Below are 24,960 nucleotides of genomic sequence, written 5' to 3'. Positions count from 1 at the left end.
CTCTGATGCCGTTACGAGAGGAGGCCACCCGGATCACCGGGTGGCCTCCTCTTTCGTACCGACGCGGGTCAGACGGTCATCTGGTCGGCCGCCGGGCGGCGGGACGCGATGACCTTCTTCGCCAGCGAACGCGGGCTCGTCAGGAAGCCGTACCCCCAGCACATGTGCATGGTGGCCAGTGCGACGGGGATCTGGGCACGCGCCCTGAGCGGCAGGCCCTTCCCCGCGGGCAGCGACCCGGCGACGATGGCGGCGATGTATCCGGCGGGCACGAGGAGGGCCCACGGGGTGACAGCCGCCCCGACCACGAGGCCCGCCGCTATGGCGCAGACGGCGGTCGGCGGGGCCAGGTAGCGCAGGTTGATCGAGCCGGCGTGGTAGCGGGCGACGACGTGGCGCCAGCGGCCGTAGTCCTTGTACTGCTTGGCCAGCGCCCGCACCGACGGGCGGGGGCGGTACTGGACCTTCAGCTCGGGCGAGAACCAGATCAGGCCGCCCGCCTCGCGAATGCGGAAGTTCAGCTCCCAGTCCTGGGCGCGGATGAACTCCACGTTGTAGCCATCGGCCTTCTCCAGGGCCTCACGGCGGAACACCCCGAGAAAGACGGTCTCGGCCGGTCCCGCCTGGCCACCCGTGTGGAAGGCCGCGTTGCCGACGCCGATCTTCGACGTCATCGCGGCGGCGACGGCGTCCTCCCAGGCGTTCTCGCCCTCGGCGTGCATGATGCCGCCGACGTTCTGCGCGCCCGTCTCCTCCAGGAGGCGGACAGCGGTCGCGATGTAGTTCGGCGAGAGCATGCCGTGGCCGTCGACCCGCACCACGATGGGGTGCCGGGACGCCTTGATCGCAGCGTTGAGCGCCGCGGGGGTGCGACCGGTGGGATTGGGGACGGTGTGGACCCGGGAGTCCTCCCGTGCGAGCTCGGCGGCGATCTCGTCGGTGCGGTCCGTCGAGGGGCCGAGCGCGATCACCACCTCCATCTCACCGGCGTACTCCTGCTCCAGGATGTGCCGGACCGAGTTCCGGAGGTGACGCTCCTCATTGAGCACCGGCATTATCACGGACACGGCGGGGTACTGCGCGGCAGACATGTGGTCCTCAGGGAGTCCTCGGGGGCGCCGGGGGTCAGACCCCGGGGGCGGCGCTGTTCGGCCGCCACGTTACCGCGAACGAGGGACACGGTCGCGTGCCGCCGGGTCGCAACCCGGAATGCAGATCGTATGGGCCTACCGTGCGAACGGTCCCCCTTGCACCGCGGAGGTATCCCCCCGTGCCCACGCCTCACCGCTCGCCCCGTCCACCGCACCCCCGCACCGCTCCCCCGCAGCGCAGGCCCAGAAAGCAGCAGGCGGCACCACGCTCCCGTAAGCAGGACGAGCGGCCCCGGTGGGGCATGCGCGTGGCCACCGGCATCTCCGTCCTGGTGCTCGGCGCCGGTGGCATCGGTCACGCGGTGGTGAGCAGCCTGGAGACCGGGATCGACCGCGTCGACGCGTTCAAGGACATGAAGAACCGGCCCCGGGGAGGCCACGGCCTGAATCTCCTGCTCGTCGGCACGGACGGCCGGGACAAGATCACCGCCGCGGAGAAGAAGAAGTACAAGCTCGGCGGCGTTCCCTGCCACTGCACCGACACGATCATGCTGGTGCACCTCTCGGCCGACAAGGGCCGGGCCAGCGTCGTGAGCCTGCCGCGCGACAGTTACGCGGAGATGCCCGGGCATACGGACGCGACGACCGGGAAGCACCACAAAGGCCACCCGGTGAAGCTGAACGCCGCCTACGCGGAGGGCGGGGCGAACCTCACCGTCCGGACCGTCGAGCGCATGACCGGCGTGAAGATCGACCACTATCTGGAGGCCGACTTCACCAGCTTCATGAAGACGGTCGACACCGTGGGCGGGGTGAAGATCTGCACCGCCCGGCCGATGAAGGACTCGTACACGGGCCTCGACCTCCCGGCCGGCACGCATGACCTTGACGGGGGCGAGGCGCTCCAGTACGTACGCTCCCGGCACATCGACGGCGCGGCCGACCTGGGGCGGATGCAGCGCCAGCAGAAGTTCATGGCCGCGCTGATCAAGCAGGCCACGAGCAGCGGCGTGCTGATGAACCCCGTGAAGTTCCAGCAGGTCGTCTCGTCGATGCTGAGCTCGGTCCGCGCCGACAAGGGCTTCGGTACGGAGCAGATGCTGGCGCTCGGCAAGGCGATGCGGGGCTTCACCCCTGCCTCGTCCGAATTCACCTCCGTACCGATCGAGAACACCTCGTTCCGGGTCAAGGGCATCGGCTCCATGGTGAAGTGGGACGCGAAGAAGTCGAAGAAGCTGTTCCAGGCACTGCGAGAGGACAAGCCGCTCGCGCCCGTGCGGCCACAGCAGCCCAAGGCGACGCTCGTCGACGTGTCGCCGCCGCAGATCCGGGTGCAGGTCTACAACGGCACCCCGAAGGACGGGCTCGGCAAGGACGTCGACGCGGCACTGCGCGGTACGGGCTTCACCACGACGCGCGCCCCGCTCAACGGTGACCTGCGGGATCTGAAGCGGACCCTGGTGACGTACGACCCCCGCTGGGACCGCTCGGCGAAGTCCCTGGCCGCCGCGTTGCCGGGGTGCGAGCTGAAGGCGGTGAAGGGCCAGGGGGCGACGATGAAGGTGACCGCCGGGTCCGACTACCGCAAGGTGCAGCGCGTGAAGGTGGAGAGCCCGCAGCAGGGCGGATCCGGGGCGGTGACGGGCGACGAGGTGCTCTGCCCGTGAGGTGGGCGGCTCCGACTCAGTCTTCGATGCCGTCGGCCACGCGCTTCTCGCGCAGTTCCTTGATCGCGCGCCGCCTGGCCAGCCGGTGCGTACGGCGGATCTGGGCCTCCTGGTAACGCCGCTTGTCGCGCTCCGTCTCGGGGATCACCGGCGGTACGGTGCGCGGCTTGCCGTCCGCGTCGACAGCCGCGAACACGAGGTACGCGCTGCCGACCTGCTGGGCGGGGGTCGACTCGTTCCAGCGCTCGGCCATGACACGGACGCCGACCTCCATCGAGGAGCGGCCGGTCCAGTTCACCTGGGCGCGGACGTGAACAAGGTCACCGACGCGGACCGGCTCCAGGAAGACCATCTCGTCCATCGACGCGGTCACGGCGGGCCCGCCGGAGTGCCGGCCGGCCACGGCGCCCGCCGCGTCGTCGACCAGTTTCATGATCACGCCGCCGTGCACCGTACCGAGGAGATTGGTGTCGTTGCCGGTCATGATGTGGCTGAGAGTCGTCCGTGAAGCCGCGGTCGGCTTGCCCGGAATCTCGCCCTCCGGGCGCGGGGCCTGATCTGTCATGCCCTCCACCTTATGCGCGGGGTTGCGTACCGCAGAATGCATCAGCTTCGCAACAGCCCTGGACCGATTTCGCTCACCCCCTGTAAGAGCCGTGGGCCTGGCCTGCACACTGGTCCGCATGAATGATTGGCCCGAAGGACGGACCGGCGACCGCAACCGCTACGGCCGGGGAAGCTCCAGCCCCCAGCCGGAGGGCGCCCGCGCCATGCCGCACATCCAGCGGCGCCCCGCGCCGCAGCAGGCGCCCCAGGTCCCCCCGCAGGGCCAGGGCTACGACGACCGCTACTCGAACAACCCCGGCTACGACAGCGGGTACAACACGGGCCAGGTCTACGGCGGCGGAAACGGCGGCGGCCAGGGCGGCGGCGGAAACGGCGGGGGCGACGGCCGCGGCTACGGCGACGGCGGTTACGTCCAGGGCCGCCCGGCTCCCGACTGGCGCCGCCGGATCAAGGTGGGCGCGCTGACCCTGGTGGTCGTGGTGCTCGCGGTCTCGGTCTCCACGTACTTCTGGGCCGACTCGAAGCTCAAGCGCGAGGTGGACCTCTCGAAGGTCATCGAGCGGCCGTCCGAGGGCGACGGGACGAACTACCTGATCGTCGGTTCCGACAGCCGTGAGGGCATGACGGCCGAGGACAAGAAGAAGCTCCACACCGGTTCCGCCGAAGGCAAGCGGACCGACTCGATGATGATCCTGCACGACGGTTCCAACGGCCCGACGCTGGTCTCCCTGCCGCGTGACTCGAACGTCGAAATACCGTCGTTCGTCGGCTCCGAGTCCGGCAAGTCGTACAAGGGCACCGGCCGTACGGTGAAGCTGAACGCCGCCTACGCGGAAGACGGCCCCGAACTGCTGGTCCGCACCGTCGAGTTCAACACCGGCCTGCACATCGACCACTACGTCGAGATCGGCTTCGGTGGCTTCGCCCAGATCGTGGACGCGATCGGCGGAGTGGAGCTGGACATCCCGAAGGCGTTCAAGGACAAGAATTCGGGCGCCGACTTCCAGGCCGGCAAGCAGACACTGAACGGCGAGCAGTCCCTCGCCTTCGTCCGCACCCGGTACGCGTTCGCGGGCAGTGACCTGGACCGTACGAAGAACCAGCAGAAGTTCCTCGCGGCGCTGGCGAGCCAGACGGCGACCCCGTCGACGATCCTCAACCCGTTCAAGCTGTACCCGACGATGGGCGCGGGCCTGGACACACTGATCGTCGACAAGGACATGTCGCTCTGGTCCCTGAGCCAGATGTTCTTCGCGATGAAGGGCGTCACGGGCGGCGAAGGCACGTCGATGAACATCCCGATCTCGGGCAGCGTCAACGGCAACCTGGTCTGGGACAAGGCCAAGGTCAAGCAGCTGGTGCAGGAACTCAACAACGACGAGAAGGTCACCGTCACCGGCGACTGACTGACCGTGCAATCGGCAGAGGGGCCCGGACGGTTTCGGTTTTCCGTCCGGGCCCCTTGCTGCGTTGCCGGGTCATGTGGCCTTCCTCACAGCAAAAGCACAGTCAGTGAAAGCAACTGCACCCTTTCGTCTTTTCTGTCTGTCCCGGTGTTGTGGAGTTGGCCGGAACAGGTGAAAAACTCGTGACGGTCGACCGTTGCCCCGGCCATACGATCACCTCAAGTCGCATCTGCGTGTCCCATTCCGCTGCGACCCCTTCTTCTCTTTTTCGGACCCCGAAGGGCTCTTGTGAAGATTCGCCGGATTCTTGCCACAGCTGTTGCCGCCGCAGTGACCACGCCTGTCCTCCTGCTGTCGGTCACCCCCGCGTTCGCCGACGACAAGCCGGCCGCGCAGACGCAGGAGAAGCCGTCCATCGCGGAGCTGGAATTGGCCGCCGCCGCAGCGAAGGCGGTGTACGACGACGCCGTAGCGGCCGAGAGTGCCGCCTATGCGGCTCTGGAAGCGCTCCAGTCCGACACCGCTCCCCTGGCCGTGGCAGCCAAGGCCGCCGAGGCCGCGGCGGTCGAGGCCGCCACCGCGAAGACCGACGCCGACCAGGCGGTCGTCGACGCCAAGGCGGCGGTCGACGCCCTCCCTGAGACAGCCACCGAGGAGGAGAAGACCGCCGCGGCGACGACTCTCACCGAGGCGGAAGCCGCCGCCGCAGCAGCCGGTGAGGCCAAGACCGCCGCCGATGCCGCGGTCGTGGAAGCCCTCGACGCGCGTGACGACGAGCGGGTCGCCGCAGCCCGGGCGCTGGACCAGGCGCAGAAGGCCACCGAGGCGGCGCTCGCTGACAGGACCGCCGCCGACGAGGCGCTGGCCAAGGCGAAGGAGGAGGAGGCCGAGGAGGGTGAGGACGACGAGGACTGCGTCCCCGAGGCCAAGCTCACCACGGTCGTCACGGGTCTGCCGTCCACAGTCGTCGCCGGCACGAAGGTCAACTTCAATCTCCGGGTGACCAACGGCACCGACAAGACGATGGACGAGGTGCTTCCGTTCGCCTACGTCCACGCGACCGACCGGAGCGGGCTCAACGACATCGACGACCTGGTGCACCTGCAGTGGTCGTCCGCCTCGTCCTCGAAGTGGAAGACCGTCGACAACGAGCACTACATGGACGCCATCAGCCCGCTGAAGGCCGGCGCCCACGCCGACGTCAAGATGCGCCTCACGATCGACGCCTCGGCCCCTGCGGGCAACGGCATCACCTTCGTCGCCGGTGACTACTTCAACGACAACGGCACCTGCGGCGGGAACCCGGACCTCGAGGGCTACGAGTTCCTGATCGCCGCCGCGGGCAGCAAGCCCGGCAAGGTCGACGACGCCAAGCCCACGACCGAGCCGACCACCTCGGACCTCAAGCCGCAGAGCGGCGCGTCGGCCAGTCCCGTGAGCGGCAGCCTCGCCGCCACGGGCTCGTCCTCCGCGACGTCGCAGCTCGCCCTCGCGAGCGGCGCGGCCCTGGCGATCGGCGCGGGCGCGGTGTTCGTCGTACGCCGTCGCAAGGCCGGCTCCCACGCCTGACGCATGAGGCGGGGTGCCGACCAGGCACCCCGGCCGACGCGCTGACCGCCCAACGGGCCCGACACCGAGCGGTGTCGGGCCCGTTCTCGGTTGCGCGGTCACACGATGCCTCCGATCGGCCCCGGCGGCTCCACTTCGCCCAGGTCCTCGTAGAGCGCACCCAGGACGCGTCCCGTGGGCTCGCCCTGCGGCGACAGCTCGGCCAGGCGCCACCTGGGCAGCTGAACCTCGACCTCGGGCGGGAGGTCGCCGTCCGCCGGATCGGCCAGTCCGTAGAGCAGACCGAACGCGGTCTCCCTGGCAACCTCGCGTGCCATCTCGCCCAGCTCACCGGGCGTCAGCCCGAGCCCCAACGCCCGCTCGACGACCCCACTCGCCGGGCCTCTCTTGCGGTACGCCTCGACCCAGTGGGGCGCCGCCGAACTCCACGCGTCGATGTCCTGCCAGACCATGCGCAGGAACCGGTAGCGGGCCAGCTGAGGAATGTTCTCCTCGGCCTCGGATTCGGCCCAGCCAGGTGCGTCGTCGGCGCCCAGCGCCTCGAACAGGCGGGTGAGCTTGTCGATGTCGGTCATGGACAGGGAAGGTACGCCACACAGGTGCCCACCGGCCGGTCGGAACCTGCCCGTCCCGTTGGTAACTTGGGCTGCTTCTGCCTGTCTTCGCTCTTCGGGGGAACCATGAGCCAGCCCCAGCCGCCGCAGTACAACCCGTACAACCAACCGCCCGCCATGCCTCAGTCTCCGCCCGGGTACGGCGCCCCGCAGCAGCCGTATCCCGGGCAACCGCCCATACAGTCCTGGCAGCAGCCGCCGATGCCCCCGGGCCAGCCGTACCCGCAGCAGCCGATGCCCTTCGGACAGCAGGAGAAGCCCGGCCACCCGGTCGGTGCGTTCTTCCTCGGCTACTTCGCCTCGGTCGTCGTCTCGCTGGTCTACAGCGGCATCGTCCTGGCCACGTACGAGGACCAGACGAAAGACACCGCGCAGATCGTGTACATGGTCCACGCCCTCCTCAACGGAGCGATCGTGGGAGCCCTGATCGGGCTGGTGGGACGCCGCAGCGGTGGTGCCTGGATCAGCGGCGCGATCATCGCGCCGCTCGGTGTCTTCTTCGGCCACACCAACGCGGTGCCGATGATCATCGCCGACATCAACGGAATGGCCGCCATCGGCGACATGATGGAGGCCGACCCGTTCATCCCGGCCAAGGCCTGGTGGGGCAGCCAGGGGGACACCGAATGGGTCTCCCTGCTCGGCCTCGTGATCGCGGCGGCAATGGCCTGGGTGCTGGCCTTCGCGATCGGCCGACGTCGCTGACCCCAACGCAAGGGTCCGGACGACGAACCGTCCGGACCTCGGCGGGGCCGGCGAGCGAGTGCCCGGTGTCAGTTACCGGAGGCGTGCGCCACGAAGGCCGCCCACGTCGTCGGGGCGAAGCCGAGCTGCGGGCCCGGCAGGTGCTTGGAGTCGCGGACGTGGACCGTGCCCGGTGCAGCCGCGACCTCGACGCAGTCGTTGCCATCGCCGCTGCTGCTGTAGCTGCTCTTGAACCAATCCAGCTCAGAGGCGTCCCCGGCAGAGGGATTGTCGATCATGTCTCTCCCAGCACTTGCTCGATGAAGGCCAGCGACTCCCGTGGTGAGAGGGCCTGGGCCCGGATCATCCCATAGCGCAACTCAAGAATTCTGAGCTGTTTCGGGTCGGAGACCGGACGGCCACTGAACGCGCCTTCGGAACGCCCCACCGCACTGCCGTCGGGGAACTTCAGCACCTCGATCAGGCCGCCCGTCCCGGGATGTTCCTCGCGATGGGTCGGCATCACTTGGATCGCCACATTCCGCAACCGCCCTACTTCCAGAAGGTGTTCGAGTTGTCGGCGCCACACCATTGTGCCTCCGACCGGGCGGTGAAGCGTCACCTCCTCCTGGACGAAACTGAGCGCAGGGAGGGGGTTCCGGTTGAAGATGGATCGCCGGGCCATGCGGGCGGACACCACGCGATCCGTCTCGTCCAGCGTGTAGGCGGGCAGCCATGAGGCGAACAGGGCCCGCATATGCTCCTCGGTCTGCAACAGACCGTTGATGTTGTGGTTGTGGTACGCCTCCAGTTCGACGACCTTGGCCTCCAGCTTCGCCAGATCCCGCACCTTCTTCGGGTACCGGACCTCCGCGACGTCCTTCTTCATCGCGGCGAGCTTCCCGCCCGCGCCCAGGACTTCGTCCGCCTTCTCCAGGAACTCCGGGCGGGGGATGCGCCGGCCGCCCTCCACCTTGTAGACCAGGTCCTCCCCGTACCCGATCGCCGCCCCGAACTCGCCCGCCCGTAGGCCCGCCGCCTCGCGCCATGCCTTGATCTGGCGGCCCACCGCCGCGACCACCGCCACCCCCGACTCGTCGTCGGGGTCGACGTCCCAACCGGGTTCGTCCGCCCCGCCGTTGCCGCGCTCCGTACCGTCGCCGTCCACGCTCATACGTGCCCCACTTCCGACCCACGTGCCGTACGTTCTCAACCGCCTCTGTTCCCCGCACGTCACGCCGGACAGCCGGGACAGCACTGGACAAGCCCGGGACAATCACCGTACGCAAAGGCTTCGTCACTGTTCACGGTACGCAGGCACGGCCACGCTGAGTGACGTGAATTCAGAAATCGAGCTTCCTCAACGGCCCGTCGCCACACGGGCGTTCACCGTGTTGTTGTCACCCACCCGCCGGGGCGCCCGCCTCGCTCGGCTGCTCACCGTGGCCCATCTCGACCTCTGGGGGCTGCCCTCGGAGTCGGCCGCGCACATCGTTGCCGAGCTGGCCACCAACGCCACGGTGCACGGGCGCGTACCGGGGCGGGACTTCCGTCTGGAACTCACCGTTCGCAACGACTCGTTGCTGCGAATCGAGGTTTCCGATACCCGGGGCGAGTGCCTGCCTCCCGGTCCCGGTGCCACCAAGCCGCCCGCCGATGACGCGGAGACCGGGCGCGGTCTGCTCATCGTCGATGCCCTCGCCGACCACTGGGGCGTCACCCCGGGACCCGTGCCCCGCAAGACGGTTTGGGCCGAAATTTCCCTCGTACCGTGACCGTCTCCACCGGGTCGTGGATATCCACGACCCGGTGAGCCGCGACCCGGCCACCCGCGACATCAAAGACTTAAAGAACCAGGGAAATGACCCAACCAAACCCCACCCGCCTCCCCCTGAGGCTCCGTCACCCACACGGGTGAGGTTTGCCAACTCGGCTGGATTTTCGATGGGTTGGCGGGCATATGCTCACGCTCACAACCGCAAATACGTCGGCCCCCGGCCGGGACTCGCAATCCCGATCGAGGGCCTGACCAACGAGGAAGAGTAGCTTCCCGATGGATACCCAGCAGATTAGCGCGCTCTCGCGTGCCATGGCGGAGGTTCCCGGACCTCCCCACCCGTCCGGCGTGATCCACGTCGTGATCCCGCACACCCGGCTGTTCACGATCATCGGCAACCACCTCGCCCAGCACGGCGACCTGTCGCTCGTCGCCATCGGGCTGTCCGTGCACATCCAGTCGCTGCCCAGCGGGGCCAGGATCGGAATCAAGATCCTCGCGGCCCGCTTCCCGGAGAGCGAGACCCGTATCGCCTCCGCCCTGCGGGAGCTGGAGACGTACGGCTATCTGCAACGCACCCGTAGTCGCCTGGCGAGCGGCCGGATCGTCACCCGTACGGTGTCCTACAACCAGCCGGGCGTCAGCCCCCAGCAGGCACCAGCAGCACCGGCGGTACGGGCGGCCGTGACTGCCTTGGCGCCGACAGCGGCGCCTCCACCAGCTGCCCCTGCTCCCCCGCCGCCGCCCAGGCCGGCACCCGTACCCGAACCGGCCCCCGTCCTCGTACCGGCTCCCACCGCGCCCAAGCCCCCGCCACCGCCGCTCCCCCGGCCGAGTGCGCTCACCCCGGAGCTGCACAGCACCGCCGCCACGCTCCTCGCCGGCCTCCGACGCGACGCTCCCCAACTGGTGCTGTCCGAAAGCGACATCGAGCTGCTGACCCCCGCCGTAGCCACGTGGCTGGAGCGCGATGCGCACCCGGACGCGGTCCGCCGCACCCTCACGGCCGACCTGCCGCACCCCCTGAAGCACCCGACGAAGCTCCTGAAGCACCGCCTCACCGCGCTCCTGCCGCCCCCGCTCCCCGGCGCGTCGGTCTTCACCCCCGTACGCCGCGCTGTCCCCCTCCAGAACTGCGAAGGCTGCGACCGCGCCTTCCGCTCCACCGAACCCGGACACTGCCGCGACTGCCGAATCGATCTGAGGGAGGCCGCCTAGCATGAACGTGACGACCCTTGCCTACGGGCACAGACGAGGAGCGCACGCCATGGCCATCGCCCCGGACGACGTACAGCGGGACTCGGTGCGGTACCGGGCCATGCGCGACACCGTCGAGCAGATGCAGGACAGCCTTCCGGGAAAGCTTGAGATCACCAAGGAAGGGATCGTGCACGACATGATGTCCCCGGGACGTCCCCATGAGTTGACCGCAGCCCAGGTGAGCCGTCGCCTGGAGAAACTCATGCCAGACGAAATCCTGGCGCACACGGGGACCCCTGATGTCGAGGAGGAAGCCGAGGGCATCATGCGGCACCCTGACGTGATGGTGATCGCCGTGGTCGACATGGAGGGTCAGGGGTCGTTCGACCCCCGTACCCTCATCGCCGCGATCGAGGTCGTTTCCCAGTCGAATCCGGACAACGACTGGGTGGGCAAGATGCGGGACTATCCGCTCCTGGGCATTCCGGTCTACGCGATCTTCGATCCGCGTACCGGCGCCGGGGCCGTACTCAGCGACATCCACCCCACGCCGAACGGCCCGCGCTACGCCACTCGCAAGGACTTCCTGTACGGCGAGGACGTCACTATCGACAAGTGGACAATCTCTACGGAGAGCCTTCCCCGCTACGACGCGTAACGCCGAAGGAGCCGGTCCCCGGGCGAGGGGCGTGCCGGAAATCCGAGCGACGGCTGCCGGTCCGGCTGGCACGCTGGCGCGCATGAACACGCCACTGACAGCGAGACAGCGACTTGCCGCGCTTCACAGGTATGCAGCCGTGAACGGTGGGGACTTCAGCGGCCAGGACCTGGCGTCCGCTCGCACGCTGTCGCTGCGGTTCACCCGCTGCTCGTTCGCCGGGGCCGATCTGCGTCACGCCACCCTGGACGGGTGTTGGTTCAAGTTCTGCGACTTCAGCGGCGCCGACCTGCGCGGGGCTTCGCTGCGCGGGGCCTCTCTGGCCGGATGCGATCTACGCGGTGCCGACCTGCGCGACGCCGATCTCACCGACGCCGGGCTCGGCAGCGTGAACACCGGAGTCCCGTCGTACGGCCTGACCGACATCACCGGCGCCCGGTTCGAGGGAGCGTGCCTGCGTGATGTCGTAGCGGAGGATGTCGGTGGATGGCCACCAGGGGAGTTTGCCTGACGGCGTTCGGTAGCGCGGGGCCTCGGCGAAGCGCCTCGTACCCGACCTCTGGTCCTTTGCGGACTCTTCGTTGCGTCCGGCGATACGTCCGAGCACGCAGGACGGCCCCCGGCTTGAAGCCGGGGGCCGCCTTGCTGATCTGCCAAGCCCTGTTACGGCAGGTTGCGCGCCATGACGATGCGCTGGACCTGGTTCGTGCCCTCGTAGATCTGCGTGATCTTCGCGTCGCGCATCATGCGCTCCACCGGGTAGTCCCGCGTGTAGCCGTAGCCACCCAGCAGCTGGACCGCGTCCGTCGTGACCTCCATCGCGACGTCCGACGCGAAGCACTTGGCCGCGGCGCCGGCGAACGTGAGGTCGCTGTCGCCGCGCTCCGACTTGGCGGCGGCCGCGTACGTCAGCTGGCGGGCGGCCTCGATCTTCATGGCCATGTCCGCGAGCATGAACTGCACGCCCTGGAACTCGGCGATCGGCTTGCCGAACTGCTTGCGCTCCTGGACGTAGCCCTTGGCGTAGTCGAGGGCGCCCTGCGCGACGCCGAGTGCCTGGGCCGCGATCGTGATGCGGGTGTGGTCCAGGGTCTTCATCGCCGTGGCGAAGCCCGTACCCTCCTCGCCGATCATGCGGTCGGCGGGGATGCGCACGTTGTCGAGGTAGACCTCGCGGGTCGGGGAGCCCTTGATGCCGAGCTTGCGCTCCGGGGCGCCGAAGGAGACGCCCTCGTCCGACTTCTCGACGACGAACGCCGAGATGCCCTTGGAGCGCTTCGTCGGGTCGGTGACGGCCATGACCGTGTAGTAGTCGGAGACGCCCGCGTTGGTGATCCAGCGCTTCACACCGTTGAGGACCCAGAAGTCGCCGTCGCGGACGGCCTTGGTCTTCATGCCCGCCGCGTCCGAACCGGCGTCCGGCTCGGAGAGGGCGTACGAGAACATCGCGTCGCCCTTGGCGAGCGGGCCCAGGTACTTCTTCTTCAGGTCCTCGGAGCCGGAGAGGATCACCGGGAGCGAGCCCAGCTTGTTCACGGCCGGGATGAGGGAGGAGGAGCAGCAGACACGGGCCACTTCCTCGATGACGATGACCGTGGCGAGCGCGTCGGCGCCGGCGCCGCCGTACTCCTCGGGCACGTGGACGGCGTGCAGGTCGGAAGCGACGAGTGCGTCGAGGGCCTCCTGCGGGAAGCGGGCCTCTTCATCGACCGCTGCCGCGTGCGGGGCGATCTTCGCTTCGGCGAGCGCGCGGACCGTCTCGCGGAGCATGTCGTGCTCCTCCGCCGGACGGTACAGGTCGAAATCGGTCGAACCCGCCAAGACTCTCACTCCCCAAATGTGCTAACTACCGTTAAGTAACCCCGATTTTAGTGGTCCGGGTGCGCAATGGCATACGCGGACGGCGCGTGAGCTTGCTGACAGGGGTGGGGCAAAGAGGGCATGCAGGGGAAGGGCCTGCGGTGGGTGGCCGACGGGTGGGGAAATACGGGGTTCCGGGGCCCGACTATGCTCGGCTCCGCACGCCCGTCCGTATCTCCCAGGAGCACTCGATGGCCCTCAAGATCACTGTGATCGGCACCGGCTACCTCGGCGCCACCCACGCCGCGGCCATGGCGGAACTGGGCTTCGAAGTCCTGGGGCTCGACGTCGTGCCGGAGAAGATCGAGATGCTCTCGGCCGGCAAGGTGCCGATGTACGAGCCGGGGCTCGAAGAGATCCTCCAGAAGCATGTCGCGGGGATCGAGGGTTCCACCGGCCGGCTGCGGTTCACCACCTCCTGGGAGGAAGTGGGTGCCTTTGGTGACGTCCACTTCGTCTGCGTGAACACTCCGCAGAAGCACGGCGAGTACGCCGCCGACATGAGCTACGTGGACAGCGCCTTCGAGTCGCTCGCACCGCAGCTGACCCGGTCGGCCCTCGTCGTCGGGAAGTCCACCGTGCCGGTGGGCTCCGCCGCACGGCTCGCGGCGCGGCTCGCCGAGCTGGCGCCGGTGGGCGCCGATGCCGAGCTGGCGTGGAACCCGGAGTTCCTGCGGGAGGGCTTCGCCGTCCAGGACACCCTGCACCCGGACCGGATCGTCGTCGGGGTGCAGAGCGAGCGGGCCGAGAAGCTGCTGCGCGAGGTGTACGCGGGGCCGGTCGGGGAAGGGTCGCCGTTCGTGGTGACGGACTACCCGACCGCCGAGCTGGTGAAGACGTCCGCGAACTCGTTCCTCGCGACCAAGATCTCGTTCATCAACGCCATGGCCGAGGTCTGCGAGGCCGCCGACGGCGACGTGGTGAAGCTCGCCGAGGCGATCGGGCACGACGACCGCATCGGGAAGAAGTTCCTGCGGGCGGGCATCGGGTTCGGCGGCGGCTGCCTGCCCAAGGACATCCGGGCGTTCATGGCCCGCGCCGGTGAGCTGGGCGCGGACCAGGCGCTGACCTTCCTGCGCGAGGTCGACTCGATCAACATGCGGCGCCGCGGTCACATGGTCGAGCTGGCCCGGGAGGCCGTGGGCGGTGGTTCGTTCCTGGGGCAGCGGGTGGCGGTGCTCGGCGCGACGTTCAAGCCGGACTCCGACGACGTACGGGATTCGCCGGCGCTCAATGTGGCCGGGCAGATTCACCTTCAGGGTGGCCAGGTCACGGTGTACGACCCGAAGGGCATGGACAACGCCCGGCGGCTGTTCCCCACGCTCGCGTACGCGGACTCGGCGCTTGAGGCGGTGCGCAACGCGGATGTGGTGCTGCACCTGACGGAGTGGCGCGAGTTCCGTGAGCTGGACCCGGCGGAGCTGGGTGAGGTGGCGGCGCGGCGGATCGTTCTGGACGGGCGCAATGCGCTTGATCCTGTGGTGTGGCGTGAGGCGGGGTGGAAGTACCGGGCCATGGGGCGGCCGAAGGCGTAGCGCGGTCTGGGGGGCGGGGCGGTGTGGAGCCGGGCACGCCGCCCGGTGGGCGCTTTGTCCTCAATCGCCGGACGGGCTTGATTTGCCGCTCGTTGCCTATCGCTGCGTTCGGGGTACGGGCCGGGGTGCGCCCGGCCCGTACCCCGGACGTCTCAGACCGTGTGCCCGTCCACTTCGCCGATCGTGGCGTGGGATGGGCCGTAGTGGGCGCTGAGATCGCGGGCGACGGCTTCCGCGTCGCGCAGCACCCGTACGGCGTTCCGCCAGGTCAGCTTGGCGAGGTCGACGTCGGACCAGCCGCGGCTGAGCAGCTCCGCGATCAGGTTCGGGTAGCCGGAGACGTCCTGCAGGCCCTCCGGGAGGAAGGCCGTGCCGTCGTAGTCCCCGCCGATGCCGATGTGGTTGATCCCGGCGACCTCGCGCATGTGGTCGAGGTGGTCGGCGATCGTGGCGACGGTGGCCTCGGGGCGCGGGTAGGCCGCCTCGAAGTCGGCGTGGACGCGCATGGCCGCCGAGGTGGTGTCCAGGTGGTGCAGGCCGTGCTCACGCATGTTGCGGTCGGCGGCCAGCGTCCAGGCGACGGCGGCCGGGAGGACGAACTTCGGTACGAAGGTCGCCATGGCCACGCCGCCGTTGGCGGGGAGCTGGGCCAGCACGTCGTCGGGGATGTTGCGCGGGTGGTCGCAGATCGCGCGGGCCGAGGAGTGCGAGAAGATCACCGGCGCGGTGGAGGTGGCGAGCGCCTGGCGCATGGTCGTGTCCGCCACATGGGAGAGGTCGACCAGCATGCCGATGCGGTTCATCTCCCGTACGACCTCGCGGCCGAACGCCGACAGGCCACCGATGCGCGGGACGTCGGTCGCCGAGTCCGCCCAGTCGATGTTGTCGTTGTGCGTCAGCGTCATGTAGCGGACGCCGAGCGTGTGCAGGGCGCGCAGGGTGCCCAGCGAGTTGTTGATGGAGTGGCCGCCCTCGGCGCCCATCAGGGAGGCGATACGACCCTCGGCGCGGGCGATCTCCATGTCGTCGGCGGTCAGGGCGCGCCGCAGGTCCGCGGGGTAGCGGGCCAGCAGCTCGGTGACGACGTCGATCTGTTCGAGGGTGGCGCTGACGGCGGCGTCACCGGCGAGGTCGCTGCGGACGTAGACCGACCAGAACTGTGCGCCGACGCCGCCGGCGCGCAGCCGGGGGATGTCGGTGTGCAGGGTGCCGGTCTGGTCGGTGGCGATGTCCCGTGCGTCCAGGTCGTAGCCGACCTGTTCGCGCAGGGCCCACGGCAGATCGTTGTGGCCGTCGACGACGGGGTGGGCGGCGAGGAGTTCCCGGGCCCGGTCCAGATAGTCCACGGTCCCCTACTTCCCGAAGCCGAAGGAGTCGGAGCCCTCGACCTTGGCCCGCAGCCGTTTCCCCTTCTCCGTGGCCTGGTCGTTCAGTTCCTGCTGGAAGTCCTTCATCCGGGCCATCAGCTCGCTGTCGTGGGCGGCGAGGATGCGGGCGGCGAGCAGGCCCGCGTTGCGCGCTCCGCCGACCGAGACGGTGGCGACCGGGACTCCGGCGGGCATCTGCACGATGGAGAGCAGGCTGTCCATGCCGTCCAGGTACTTCAGCGGGACGGGGACACCGATGACGGGCAGCGGGGTCACGGAGGCGAGCATGCCGGGCAGGTGGGCCGCGCCGCCCGCGCCCGCGATGATCGCCTTGAGACCGCGGTCGGCGGCCTCCTCGCCGTACGCGATCATCTCGCGCGGCATGCGGTGGGCGGAGACGACATCGACCTCGTAGGGGATCTCGAACTCGTCGAGGGCCTTCGCGGCTGCTTCCATGACGGGCCAGTCGGAGTCCGAGCCCATGACGATGCCAATGACGGGGGCGGTACCGGGGGAGGTCATTCGGTGATTGTTCCTCGCAGGTAGTCGGCCGCGTGCCGGGCGCGCTCCCGCACGTCCGCCAGGTCGTCGCCGTAGGTGTTGACGTGTCCGACCTTGCGGCCGGGCTTCACGTCCTTGCCGTACATGTGGATCTTGAGCTGCGGGTCGCGGGCCATGCAGTGCAGATACGCCTGGTACATGTCCGGGTAGTCCCCGCCGAGGACGTTGCACATGACCGTCCACGTGGCACGCGGGCGCGGGTCGCCGAGCGGGAGGTCCAGGACGGCCCGCACGTGGTTGGCGAACTGCGAGGTGATCGCACCGTCCTGGGTCCAGTGCCCGGAGTTGTGCGGGCGCATCGCCAGTTCGTTGACGAGAATGCCGGGAGTCCCGTCGTCATTGCGGGTCTCGAACAGCTCGACGGCGAGGTGGCCCACGACTCCGAGCTCGGCGGCGATGCGCAGAGCGAGCTGCTGGGCCTCGCCCGCCAGTCGCTCGTCCAGCTCGGGGGCCGGGGCGATGACCGTGTCGCAGACGCCGTCGACCTGGATCGATTCGACGACCGGGTAGGCGACGGCCTGGCCGTGCGGCGAGCGGACGATGTTGGCCGCCAGCTCCCGTACGAAGTCGACCTTCTCCTCGGCGAGGACGGGAACGCCGGCCCGGAACGGCTCGGCCGCGTCCTTCTCGGAGCGGACGACCCACACGCCCTTGCCGTCGTAGCCGCCGCGGACCGTCTTGAGGATCACGGGGAAGCCGCCGGTCTCGGCCGCGAAGGCCGCGGCGTCGGCCGGGTCCGCCACGATGCGGTGGCGGGGGCAGGGGGCACCGATCTCGGTGAGCTTGGCACGCATGACCCCCTTGTCCTGGGCGTGCACCAGGGCGTCGGGGCCGGGGCGGACGGGGATGCCGTCCGCCTCCAGGGCGCGCAGATGCTCCATCGGGACGTGCTCGTGATCGAAGGTGATCACGTCGCAGCCGCGCGCGAAGGCTCGGAGCGTGTCCAGGTCGCGATAGTCGCCGATGACGACTTCGCTCACCACCTGGGCGGCCGAGTCCTGGGGAGTGTCACTGAGGAGCTTGAATTTCAGGCCGAGGGGGATACCCGCCTCGTGGGTCATACGGGCGAGCTGACCGCCGCCGACCATGCCGACTACCGGGAACGTCACCCCTCCAGAGTATCCGCCGCGCCGGGGCTCCCCGGACGGTGCACCTGCGGCGGTCCGACAACCGGCGCACGTCACAGCATCGCCACCCTCCACAGCTCTCACCGGCATCACACGAGAGGGCTGGATAGCATGGCCGGGTTGACGAAACCGAGCGGACGGGGCTGAGCGATCACCATGGACGAACGTGGCGCATTGCGGGCCCGCATCGATCTGCTGGGCCGGGAGGTCGCCAAGTTCGGCGCGGTCGGCGCATTCGGGGTGCTGGTCAACATCGCGGTTTCCAACGTGATCTGGCGCACCACGGACATTCCGGTGGTCCGGGCCGGCCTCATGGCGACCTGCGTGGCCATCCTCTTCAACTACGTGGGCTTCCGTTACTGGACCTACCGGGACCGCGACAAGAGCGGCCGGACGCGGGAGCTGATGCTCTTCCTGGCGTTCAGCGCCGTGGGAGCGGTGATCGAGGTCGGTGTGCTGTACGCGGCGACGTACTGGTTCGGCTGGGACACCCCGCTCCAGAACAACATCTTCAAGATCGTCGGCATCGGGATCGCGACCCTGTTCCGGTTCTGGTCGTACCGGACCTGGGTGTTCAGGGCGCTGCCTGCCAAAGAGGCTGCAGAAGCGACAGAGGCCCCGGATGCGGCGCTGAAGCCGGAGAGCTTTCTGACGCCTGGGGAATCCGCGCCGCAGACGCCTCAGACGCCGCAGATCCCGCGGACGCCGCCGATTCCGCGGACGCCGCCGATTCCGCTGGTTGAGCAGGCCTCGCGGGTGGAGTCCGGTCCCGTACGCAACTGAGACCGCGGGCGCTCCCGCGGTCAGCGCACCGGGCGGTCCGGGTCCTTGCGATTCCTGGCCACCCTGCTGAGGAAGAGGGCGAACACCGGGGGCTGCTGCTGAAGCAGTTCGAGCCGGCCGCCGTCCGCCTCCGCGAGGTCCCGGGCGACGGCGAGGCCGATCCCGGTGGAGTTGCGGCCGCTGATGGTGCGCTCGAAGATCCGCGCACCGAGGTCGGCGGGCACGCCGGGGCCCTCGTCCGTCACCTCGATGACCACCTGGTTGCCCGTGACGCGGGTGCGCAGCGCGACGGTGCCGCCCCCGTGCATCAGCGAGTTCTCGATCAGCGCGGCGAGCACCTGCGCCACCGCGCCGGGCGTGCCGACGGCCCGCAGCCCGTGCTTGCCCGAGCAGACGACGGCACGGCCCGCGCTGCGGTAGGCGGGGCGCCACTCCTCGATCTGCTGCTTGACGACCTCGTCGAGGTCGAAGACGACGGCGGAGCCGGTACGCGGGTCGCGGGAGTTCGTCAGCAGCCGCTCCACCACATCGGTCAGCCGCTCGACCTGCGTCAGGGCGATATGGGCCTCCTCCTTCACCGTCCCCAGGTCCTCGGTGACGGAGATCTCCTCGATCCGCATGGAGAGCGCGGTCAGCGGGGTGCGGAGCTGGTGCGAGGCGTCGGCGGCTAGGCGCCGTTCCGCCGTCAGCATCCGGGCGATCCGCTCGGCGGAGGAGTCCAGGACGTCGGCGACGCGGTCCAGCTCCGGGACCCCGTACCGCTTGTGGCGGGGGCGCGGGTCGCCGGAGCCGAGGCGTTCCGCCGTCTCGGCGAGGTCGATCAGCGGTGAGGCGAGCCGGTTGGCCTGACGTACGGCGAGGAGCACCGCGGAGACGATCGCGAGGAGCGCCACCGCGCCGATGATCAGCAGGGTGCGGCCGAGCTCACGGGTGACGGCCGAACCGGACGACTCGACGGTGACCTTCTCGCCCTGCTCCCCCGTCGCCGTACTGCGGATGACGCTGCCGCTGGGGCGCTCGCCGACCTCGATGGCGGGCCGGCCGGGGATCTCGACCCGTGCGTAACGGCTGGAGTCGACCTGTTCGGCCAGCACCCCCACGGTGATCCGCTCCTCGCCGAGCAGCCGGCTGTCGACGACGCTGATCAGCCGCAGCGCCTCGGAGTCGACGCTTTCCTGGGCGCTGGCGCTGATGGTGCGGCTTTCCACCAGGACGAGGGAGACGCCGAAGACGGCGATCACCACGAGCACCACGGCGAGCGTGGAGTTGATCAATCGACGGCGCATGACTGTTTCTGTACGTCAGCTCTTCTCGAACCGGAAGCCGACGCCCCGCACCGTCGCGATGTAGCGCGGATTGGCGGCGTCGTCGCCGAGCTTCTTGCGGAGCCAGGAGATGTGCATGTCGAGCGTCTTGGTGGAGGACCACCAGGTCGTGTCCCAGACCTCGCGCATCAGCTGGTCGCGGGTGACGACCCGGCCGGCGTCCCGGACGAGGACGCGCAGGAGATCGAATTCCTTGGCGGTGAGCTGGAGTTCCTCGTCGCCCATCCAGGCCCGGTGCGATTCGACGTCGATCCGGACGCCGTGGGTGGCGGGCTGCACGGCGGGCTCGGTGGCGCCGCGCCGCAGCAGGGCGCGGACCCGGGCCAGCAGTTCGGCCAGGCGGAAGGGCTTGGTGACGTAGTCGTCGGCTCCCGCGTCGAGACCGACCACGGTGTCGACCTCGTCGGCGCGGGCGGTCAGCACGAGAATCGGTACGGCGAGTCCGTCGCCGCGCAGTCGGCGGGCGACTTCGAGGCCGTCCATGCCGGGCAGCCCCAGGTCGAGCACGACGAGATCGATGCCGCCCTGGAGTCCGGCGTCCAGTGCGGTCGGACCGTCCTGCCGGACTTCGACCTCGTAACCCTCCCGACGCAGTGCGCGGGCCAGCGGCTCCGAGATGGATGCGTCGTCCTCGGCGAGCAGTACACGGGTCATGGGGTGATGGTAGTCCGCACGGAGGGCGAGGGGTGAGGTGCTGGTGAAGCCCTCGGTACCTGGGCAGCAAACACTCGCTGAACCTTCGAATCTGGGAGTCTGGTTCCAACATCACCTGTGATCCATGTCTCAAGTCCTTTCATATGCCGCAGTGTCATGTCGTATGGTGTCCCGACGCCTGATGCACTACTGAAGGACCTTTGGCCGCTTTGAGCGCCAAGGGTCACCTTTCTGTGCGGGCCGGTACCCGCCGGCCTTGAAGGTGAATGACCTGTGGGCCGGTCCCGGTGCGCTTCTCGCGTGCCGGGTGTGGATCCCGATGCGGCCGGCTCCCCCGACTCCGGCATCGACTCCGTACGGAGAGCGATGGCCTGAGCGAGTCCCCTTCGAGTGGAGGGGTGGGGCAGGTCCGCGCCGGTACCGGCCACCCCCCACCGGGCGCGTATCGCTCACGAGGCGACGCGTCCCGATCAGCAAGGATCGACCATGGCTTCCAGCCTGACGAAGGATTCCGCCAGTACGACCGGCGGAAAGACCTTCTTCGGCCACCCCCGCGGCCTGGCCACTCTCTTCATGACGGAGATGTGGGAGCGCTTCAGCTATTACGGAATGCGCGCACTCCTCCCGCTCTACCTGATCGCCCCCAATGGGCTCGACATGGACGCGGGTACGGCCACCGCGATCTACTCGGTCTACCTGTCCCTGGTCTACCTGCTCGCCATGCCCGGCGGCTGGTTCGGTGACCGTGTCTGGGGTCCGCGCAAGACCGTCGCCATCGCCGGCGGGATCATCATGATCGGCCACCTGACGCTGGCGCTGCCGTCCGAGGGCACCTTCTTCGCCGGTCTCGGACTGGTGGCGATCGGCTCCGGTCTGCTGAAGTCCAACATCTCGACGATGGTCGGCCACCTCTACGACGGCCCGGACGACCCGCGCCGTGACGGTGGCTTCACGATCTTCTACATGGGCATCAACATGGGTGCCTTCGCCGCACCCCTGGTCATCGGCACCATCGGTGAGAACGTCAACTGGCACCTGGGCTTCGCGATCGCCGCGCTCGGCATGGGCCTGGGCGTCGCGCAGTTCCTGCTCGGTACGCGTCACCTGAACGAGCGCAGCCTCGTCGTCCCGAAGCCGCTGGACGCCGTCGAGCGCGCTTCGACCCTGCGCAAGGCCATGATCTGGATGGGCGTCGCGGCCGTCTTCTACATCGGCACGGTCGTCACCGGCGTCTACACGCTCAACTGGCTCCTGGTCCCGATCACCGTCGCCGGTCTGGTCATTCCGGTGATCGTCCTGGCGCGCATCAAGCGCGACAAGGAACTGAGCACCGCCGAGCAGTCGAAGATGTCCGGCTACATCTGGTTCTTCGTCGCCGCCGCCATCTTCTGGATGATCTACGACCAGGGCGGTTCGACGCTGGCGATCTTCGCCGAGTCCTCGGCCGAGAACTCGGTCCTCGGCTGGGACTTCCCGGTCTCCTGGTACCAGTCGGTCAACCCGGTCCTGATCATGGCGCTGGCCCCGGTCTTCGCCGCCTTCTGGCTGGCGCTGAACCGTCGGGGCAAGGAGCCGAGCACCATCGTGAAGTTCAGTTCCGGTCTGGTGCTGATCGGTGCGTCGTTCTTCGTCTTCCTGCTGCCGCTGACGATCGCGGGCGACGGCCACAAGGCCGCTGCGATGTGGCTGGTCGCGATCTACTTCATCCAGACCGTCGCCGAGCTGACGCTCTCCCCGGTCGGTCTCTCCGTCACCACGAAGATGGCTCCGGCCAAGTACGCCAGCCAGATGATGGGTGTCTGGTTCCTGGCCGTGACGGCCGGTGACTGCACCACGGGTCTGCTGTCCATCGCCGGTGTCGAGCTCAACGGCACCGGAGTGGTTGCCCTTCAGGCCGCCCTCGCGGTGGTCGCGGGTATCGCGATCTTCATGTACCGCGGCAAGGTCAAGGAGCTCATGGGCAACGTCCGCTGACGTCGCTCATAGCGCGTAACTCATAGCGCCCACGGAGGGCCGTCGCACCGATCTCGGTGCGGCGGCCCTCCGTCGTTGTGCCGTGTGCCGTGTGTCAGCGGAGTCCGCGCAGCCTGCGCCACGGGGTGAAGGTGAACACCGCGCCGCCGAGCAGGATCGCCGTACCGGCGACCAGCCCGAGCGCCCGCAGTGCGCCGTCCTCCTCGGCCCCGGTGGCCGCGAGGCCGCCGCCGGAGTCCGTACCGCCTGCACTTGTCGTACCACCGGACGACGAGCCGCCTGACGCACCGCCCGGCTGGGCCGCGGTGTCGAGTTCCAGCGACACCTCGACCCCGGCCGGCGGGGTGCAGGTCGTCGTCGTACCGAGGGCCATCACCGTGAGGACACCCGGGCTGAGCGTGGACTTCCCGCTCTCGCCGGGCTTGTACGTGCCCGTGAGGTCCGGGATCTCGATCGGCTGCCCCGACTTGATGGGCTCCTTGTTCGTGGGGCCCTCGACATGGACGGTGCCCTTGTCGGCGCCGCCGAGCTTGACCTCCATGGACGGTTTCACCGAGTCGGCCGGGATATCGGCGGGGCTGTCCATCACGGACTTGCTGAACTTCACCGTGAGGGCGTAGCTGCCGCCGCTCTTCTTGGCGTTGATCTTCACCGGGGAGGTGGCGTTCTTGTCCCCGATGGGGGTCTTGCAGGCGTACGCGACGGACACCTCCTTGCCCTCGAAGTCGGTCCCGCCACCGGTGCCGCCGGAGTCCGTACCACCGGAGTCCGTACCGCCTGAGTCCGTACCACCGGAGTCCGTACCGCCTGAGTCCGTACCACCGGAGTCCGTACCACCGGCATCGCTGCCACCGGCGGTCGTGCCTCCCGCTGTCGTTCCACCCGCCGTGGTGCCGCCGGATGTGGTGCCGCCGGACGTCGTGCCGCCCGCTGTCGTACCGCCGCCGCCCTCCGTCACCTTGATCGTGGCGCCCGGCTGGACCGCCTCCTTCGGGGCGCACTTGGTGTCCGTGGAGATCGGCTTGGACACGTTGATGTTGTACGCGTCCGGCGTCAGCGTGAGGTCGCCCGCCTTCTCCAGCTTCAGCGTGCCCTTCATATCGGGCAGCACCATGGGGCTGTTCTTGGGGATCGGCGGGTTCTGCCGGGGGCCTTCGAGCTTCAGTTCACCGCTCGCCGCCCCGCCCAGCTTGATCGTGCCGGTCGGCTTCACCGTGTCCTTGTCCAGGTCCAGGACGTCGGGGTTCTGGGAGGCGGCCTCGACCGTCTTCCAGACGACCTCGATCTCGTCTCCGACCTTCGCCTCCGCCGGAGCGGTCAGCTGCACCTTGGTGGTGCCCTGGACGGGTGGCAGTCCGGAAATCGGGGGCGGAATGCACTCCGTCTTGTACGAGACGTCGGCGGCCTGGGCTGGGCTCGCGGCCAGCAGAATCCCCGCCCCGCCGAGCATCAGCGCGACTCCTGCTGCGCTCATCCTCCGTTGCGTGCTCACGAATGTCCCTTCGTCGTGGGTCTGTTCTCTGACGGTGCGGAATCCGGGGTGAACCACGGCAGCGAGGCCGTGGTCGTGGTGCTCACGGGCGCGGCGGCTGCGGTACGTCGCCGGGGGCGGTGCCGCGCGAGGCGCGGACGGCCGGTGGCGGCGCGGGGCCGTACCTTGTCGACGACCGCCATGCCGATACGGAAGACGGCGGCCGGTACGACGACGCACAGCAGAATCCAGAAGAGCGTGACGCCCCAGGGGCGGCCCACCCGCCACGGCTGCTCGGCCAGCACCTTCGTCCCGTACCGCAGGGAGACCTGGTAGTCGCCGTGTGCGCCCGCCGCCAGTTCGACCGGCAGCTCGATCTGCGCCTTGCGGCCGGGTGCGACGGTGCCGCGCCACTGCCGCTCCTCCCACTGCGGGGCGTAGACGCCGTGCGCGGTGCCGATCTCGAAGACGGGGTCCTTGACCGGCGCGGAGCCCAGGTTGCCGACGGTGAAGACCAGCTTCCGGGAGGCCGGGGCGCCGAACCAGGTCAGCAGCCCGCTGTCGCCCGCCAGCCGGGTGGTCGCCAGCACGGCGAGCTTTCCGCCCCCGGTCTGCTGGGGCAGTGGGGCGGTCGGGTGCCCCGCAACCTTGAACACCACGTCGGCTGTGGCCTGTTCACCGGTGACCGTGGCCACGTGCACCACGCACGGGCAGGGCACGGGCGGCTCGGCGACCGGTATCTCCTTGGTGAAGGCGCCCGCCTTGTCGGTGGTGACGGCGCGGCCGTCCGCGTTGGCGCAGGAGTTGGTGCCGCCGATGACGCCCTTGGCGGGCGTGGCCTGCCCGCAGATCAGCATCATCAGCAGGGTGCCGGGGCGCCAGCCACGGCCCTTGACGGTGATCTCGCCGCCCTTGCCCGCCTGTTGCGCGGAGAGCGTGACGGCGGGCCCGCCTTCTGCGGCCGAGGCGCCGGGGGCGGGCAGGAGCAGCAGGAGCAGGAGGGCGGACAGCAAGGCGGGCAGCAGGGCGAGGCGTTGTACGGCGGTCCGTCCGCTGCCGCGCCGCCGCAT

The 24,960-nt window shown here is 69.2% G+C and carries 24 protein-coding genes; 11 read left to right on the top strand and 13 right to left on the bottom strand.

The features are described from left to right. Positions 1-68: 68 nt before the first annotated feature. On the bottom strand, positions 69-1,091 hold the full coding sequence (locus tag ACFT7S_RS25390) for a glycosyltransferase family 2 protein (RefSeq protein WP_382735554.1): 1,023 nt from the start codon (positions 1,089-1,091) through the stop codon (positions 69-71). A 302-nt stretch (positions 1,092-1,393) separates the two neighbouring features. On the opposite strand from ACFT7S_RS25390, the gene ACFT7S_RS25385 reads away from it, so the two are divergent. Beyond that, the gene (locus ACFT7S_RS25385) at positions 1,394-2,758 is read left to right on the top strand and encodes an LCP family protein (RefSeq protein ID WP_382735619.1); all 1,365 of its coding nucleotides are present in this window, start codon (positions 1,394-1,396) and stop codon (positions 2,756-2,758) included. Positions 2,759-2,774: 16 nt separating this feature from the next. Here ACFT7S_RS25385 and ACFT7S_RS25380 read toward each other — a convergent pair whose 3' ends face one another. Further along, positions 2,775-3,323 carry an acyl-CoA thioesterase gene (locus ACFT7S_RS25380; protein ID WP_382735553.1) on the bottom strand — a complete coding sequence of 183 codons (549 nt, stop codon included), beginning with the start codon at positions 3,321-3,323 and terminating at the stop codon, positions 2,775-2,777. A gap of 118 nt (positions 3,324-3,441) precedes the next feature. Here ACFT7S_RS25380 and ACFT7S_RS25375 point away from each other — a divergent pair, with 118 nt between their 5' ends. Together ACFT7S_RS25375 and ACFT7S_RS25370 are read left to right on the top strand one after the other, a co-directional pair. Further along, entirely contained in the window at positions 3,442-4,731 is a 1,290-nt protein-coding gene (locus ACFT7S_RS25375; protein ID WP_382735551.1) for an LCP family protein, read from the top strand. A gap of 288 nt (positions 4,732-5,019) precedes the next feature. Continuing rightward, positions 5,020-6,300: an LAETG motif-containing sortase-dependent surface protein gene (locus ACFT7S_RS25370; RefSeq protein WP_382735549.1), complete on the top strand. Its 1,281-nt coding sequence runs from the start codon at positions 5,020-5,022 to the stop codon at positions 6,298-6,300. Positions 6,301-6,398: 98 nt separating this feature from the next. Here ACFT7S_RS25370 and ACFT7S_RS25365 read toward each other — a convergent pair whose 3' ends face one another. Next, positions 6,399-6,875 carry a hypothetical protein gene (locus ACFT7S_RS25365; protein ID WP_382735547.1) on the bottom strand — a complete coding sequence of 159 codons (477 nt, stop codon included), beginning with the start codon at positions 6,873-6,875 and terminating at the stop codon, positions 6,399-6,401. A gap of 105 nt (positions 6,876-6,980) precedes the next feature. On the opposite strand from ACFT7S_RS25365, the gene ACFT7S_RS25360 reads away from it, so the two are divergent. Beyond that, positions 6,981-7,619 (top strand): hypothetical protein, encoded by a 639-nt coding sequence (locus ACFT7S_RS25360; RefSeq protein WP_382735546.1) that lies wholly within the window; start codon positions 6,981-6,983, stop codon positions 7,617-7,619. Positions 7,620-7,687: 68 nt separating this feature from the next. Here ACFT7S_RS25360 and ACFT7S_RS25355 read toward each other — a convergent pair whose 3' ends face one another. Continuing rightward, on the bottom strand, positions 7,688-7,897 hold the full coding sequence (locus ACFT7S_RS25355; RefSeq protein ID WP_382735544.1) for a DUF397 domain-containing protein: 210 nt from the start codon (positions 7,895-7,897) through the stop codon (positions 7,688-7,690). Then, positions 7,894-8,772 carry a helix-turn-helix domain-containing protein gene (locus tag ACFT7S_RS25350; protein WP_382735542.1) on the bottom strand — a complete coding sequence of 293 codons (879 nt, stop codon included), beginning with the start codon at positions 8,770-8,772 and terminating at the stop codon, positions 7,894-7,896. Before ACFT7S_RS25350 ends, ACFT7S_RS25355 begins: the two co-directional genes overlap by 4 nt. A 163-nt stretch (positions 8,773-8,935) precedes the next feature. Between ACFT7S_RS25350 and ACFT7S_RS25345 the strand changes: the two genes are divergently transcribed. The 4 genes from ACFT7S_RS25345 to ACFT7S_RS25330 all read left to right on the top strand — a co-directional run bounded on the left by ACFT7S_RS25345 (position 8,936) and on the right by ACFT7S_RS25330 (position 11,744). Next, the gene (locus ACFT7S_RS25345) at positions 8,936-9,373 is read left to right on the top strand and encodes an ATP-binding protein (protein WP_382735540.1); all 438 of its coding nucleotides are present in this window, start codon (positions 8,936-8,938) and stop codon (positions 9,371-9,373) included. Positions 9,374-9,651: 278 nt separating this feature from the next. Further along, entirely contained in the window at positions 9,652-10,593 is a 942-nt protein-coding gene (locus ACFT7S_RS25340) for a hypothetical protein (protein WP_382735538.1), read from the top strand. A gap of 49 nt (positions 10,594-10,642) precedes the next feature. Then, entirely contained in the window at positions 10,643-11,233 is a 591-nt protein-coding gene (locus ACFT7S_RS25335) for a Uma2 family endonuclease (protein WP_382735617.1), read from the top strand. A 139-nt stretch (positions 11,234-11,372) separates the two neighbouring features. Continuing rightward, on the top strand, positions 11,373-11,744 hold the full coding sequence (locus ACFT7S_RS25330; RefSeq protein WP_382735537.1) for a pentapeptide repeat-containing protein: 372 nt from the start codon (positions 11,373-11,375) through the stop codon (positions 11,742-11,744). A gap of 152 nt (positions 11,745-11,896) precedes the next feature. Here the strand turns inward: ACFT7S_RS25330 and ACFT7S_RS25325 are convergent, their stop codons facing one another. Next, positions 11,897-13,054, bottom strand: a complete 1,158-nt coding sequence (locus ACFT7S_RS25325; protein WP_382735535.1) for an acyl-CoA dehydrogenase — start codon at positions 13,052-13,054, stop codon at positions 11,897-11,899. 230 nt (positions 13,055-13,284) lie between these two features. On the opposite strand from ACFT7S_RS25325, the gene ACFT7S_RS25320 reads away from it, so the two are divergent. After that, complete coding sequence (locus ACFT7S_RS25320; protein WP_382735533.1) at positions 13,285-14,628, top strand: UDP-glucose dehydrogenase family protein; 1,344 nt, start codon at positions 13,285-13,287, stop codon at positions 14,626-14,628. 152 nt (positions 14,629-14,780) lie between these two features. On the opposite strand, the gene ACFT7S_RS25315 is transcribed toward ACFT7S_RS25320, so the two are convergent. The 3 genes from ACFT7S_RS25315 to ACFT7S_RS25305 are packed head-to-tail and all read right to left on the bottom strand — an operon-like array spanning position 14,781 to position 17,665. Continuing rightward, on the bottom strand, positions 14,781-15,974 hold the full coding sequence (locus ACFT7S_RS25315) for a dipeptidase (protein ID WP_382735532.1): 1,194 nt from the start codon (positions 15,972-15,974) through the stop codon (positions 14,781-14,783). 6 nt (positions 15,975-15,980) lie between these two features. Continuing rightward, positions 15,981-16,517 (bottom strand): 5-(carboxyamino)imidazole ribonucleotide mutase, encoded by a 537-nt coding sequence (gene purE, locus ACFT7S_RS25310; RefSeq protein WP_382735530.1) that lies wholly within the window; start codon positions 16,515-16,517, stop codon positions 15,981-15,983. Continuing rightward, positions 16,514-17,665 (bottom strand): 5-(carboxyamino)imidazole ribonucleotide synthase, encoded by a 1,152-nt coding sequence (locus ACFT7S_RS25305; RefSeq protein ID WP_382735528.1) that lies wholly within the window; start codon positions 17,663-17,665, stop codon positions 16,514-16,516. The genes purE and ACFT7S_RS25305 overlap by 4 nt, the downstream gene beginning before the upstream one ends. A 174-nt stretch (positions 17,666-17,839) precedes the next feature. On the opposite strand from ACFT7S_RS25305, the gene ACFT7S_RS25300 reads away from it, so the two are divergent. Next, positions 17,840-18,466 carry a GtrA family protein gene (locus tag ACFT7S_RS25300; protein ID WP_382735526.1) on the top strand — a complete coding sequence of 209 codons (627 nt, stop codon included), beginning with the start codon at positions 17,840-17,842 and terminating at the stop codon, positions 18,464-18,466. Between the two features lie 20 nt (positions 18,467-18,486). Here ACFT7S_RS25300 and ACFT7S_RS25295 read toward each other — a convergent pair whose 3' ends face one another. Both ACFT7S_RS25295 and ACFT7S_RS25290 read right to left on the bottom strand, forming a co-directional pair. Beyond that, on the bottom strand, positions 18,487-19,752 hold the full coding sequence (locus tag ACFT7S_RS25295) for an ATP-binding protein (protein WP_382735524.1): 1,266 nt from the start codon (positions 19,750-19,752) through the stop codon (positions 18,487-18,489). A gap of 15 nt (positions 19,753-19,767) precedes the next feature. Next, positions 19,768-20,445 (bottom strand): response regulator transcription factor, encoded by a 678-nt coding sequence (locus ACFT7S_RS25290; RefSeq protein ID WP_328910540.1) that lies wholly within the window; start codon positions 20,443-20,445, stop codon positions 19,768-19,770. A gap of 486 nt (positions 20,446-20,931) precedes the next feature. On the opposite strand from ACFT7S_RS25290, the gene ACFT7S_RS25285 reads away from it, so the two are divergent. Further along, positions 20,932-22,419, top strand: a complete 1,488-nt coding sequence (locus ACFT7S_RS25285) for an oligopeptide:H+ symporter (RefSeq protein WP_382735522.1) — start codon at positions 20,932-20,934, stop codon at positions 22,417-22,419. Positions 22,420-22,513: 94 nt separating this feature from the next. Here ACFT7S_RS25285 and ACFT7S_RS25280 read toward each other — a convergent pair whose 3' ends face one another. Both ACFT7S_RS25280 and ACFT7S_RS25275 read right to left on the bottom strand, forming a co-directional pair. Further along, entirely contained in the window at positions 22,514-23,893 is a 1,380-nt protein-coding gene (locus tag ACFT7S_RS25280) for a hypothetical protein (RefSeq protein WP_382735520.1), read from the bottom strand. Positions 23,894-23,907: 14 nt separating this feature from the next. After that, complete coding sequence (locus ACFT7S_RS25275) at positions 23,908-24,960, bottom strand: hypothetical protein (RefSeq protein ID WP_382735615.1); 1,053 nt, start codon at positions 24,958-24,960, stop codon at positions 23,908-23,910.

Source organism: Streptomyces sp. NPDC057136 (assembly GCF_042670885.1).
Taxonomy (GTDB): Bacteria; Actinomycetota; Actinomycetes; order Streptomycetales; family Streptomycetaceae; genus Streptomyces.
Note: the sequence above shows the minus strand (reverse complement) of the source record. Positions and strands in the feature narration are given on the sequence as shown.

Excerpts from the sequence above, each read along its gene's own strand:
- ACFT7S_RS25380 (WP_382735553.1), bottom strand. The coding sequence starts at position 3,323 with ATGACAGATCAGGCCCCGCGCCCGGAGGGCGAGATTCCGGGCAAGCCG.
- ACFT7S_RS25340 (WP_382735538.1), top strand. The coding sequence starts at position 9,652 with ATGGATACCCAGCAGATTAGCGCGCTCTCGCGTGCCATGGCGGAGGTT.
- ACFT7S_RS25385 (WP_382735619.1), top strand. The coding sequence starts at position 1,394 with ATGCGCGTGGCCACCGGCATCTCCGTCCTGGTGCTCGGCGCCGGTGGC.
- ACFT7S_RS25350 (WP_382735542.1), bottom strand. The coding sequence starts at position 8,772 with ATGAGCGTGGACGGCGACGGTACGGAGCGCGGCAACGGCGGGGCGGAC.
- ACFT7S_RS25275 (WP_382735615.1), bottom strand. The coding sequence starts at position 24,960 with ATGCGGCGGCGCGGCAGCGGACGGACCGCCGTACAACGCCTCGCCCTG.
- ACFT7S_RS25365 (WP_382735547.1), bottom strand. The coding sequence starts at position 6,875 with ATGACCGACATCGACAAGCTCACCCGCCTGTTCGAGGCGCTGGGCGCC.
- ACFT7S_RS25300 (WP_382735526.1), top strand. The coding sequence starts at position 17,840 with ATGGACGAACGTGGCGCATTGCGGGCCCGCATCGATCTGCTGGGCCGG.
- ACFT7S_RS25355 (WP_382735544.1), bottom strand. The coding sequence starts at position 7,897 with ATGATCGACAATCCCTCTGCCGGGGACGCCTCTGAGCTGGATTGGTTC.
- ACFT7S_RS25280 (WP_382735520.1), bottom strand. The coding sequence starts at position 23,893 with ATGAGCGCAGCAGGAGTCGCGCTGATGCTCGGCGGGGCGGGGATTCTG.
- ACFT7S_RS25375 (WP_382735551.1), top strand. The coding sequence starts at position 3,442 with ATGAATGATTGGCCCGAAGGACGGACCGGCGACCGCAACCGCTACGGC.
- ACFT7S_RS25390 (WP_382735554.1), bottom strand. The coding sequence starts at position 1,091 with ATGTCTGCCGCGCAGTACCCCGCCGTGTCCGTGATAATGCCGGTGCTC.
- purE (WP_382735530.1), bottom strand. The coding sequence starts at position 16,517 with ATGACCTCCCCCGGTACCGCCCCCGTCATTGGCATCGTCATGGGCTCG.
- ACFT7S_RS25290 (WP_328910540.1), bottom strand. The coding sequence starts at position 20,445 with ATGACCCGTGTACTGCTCGCCGAGGACGACGCATCCATCTCGGAGCCG.
- ACFT7S_RS25295 (WP_382735524.1), bottom strand. The coding sequence starts at position 19,752 with ATGCGCCGTCGATTGATCAACTCCACGCTCGCCGTGGTGCTCGTGGTG.
- ACFT7S_RS25285 (WP_382735522.1), top strand. The coding sequence starts at position 20,932 with ATGGCTTCCAGCCTGACGAAGGATTCCGCCAGTACGACCGGCGGAAAG.
- ACFT7S_RS25360 (WP_382735546.1), top strand. The coding sequence starts at position 6,981 with ATGAGCCAGCCCCAGCCGCCGCAGTACAACCCGTACAACCAACCGCCC.
- ACFT7S_RS25320 (WP_382735533.1), top strand. The coding sequence starts at position 13,285 with ATGGCCCTCAAGATCACTGTGATCGGCACCGGCTACCTCGGCGCCACC.
- ACFT7S_RS25335 (WP_382735617.1), top strand. The coding sequence starts at position 10,643 with ATGGCCATCGCCCCGGACGACGTACAGCGGGACTCGGTGCGGTACCGG.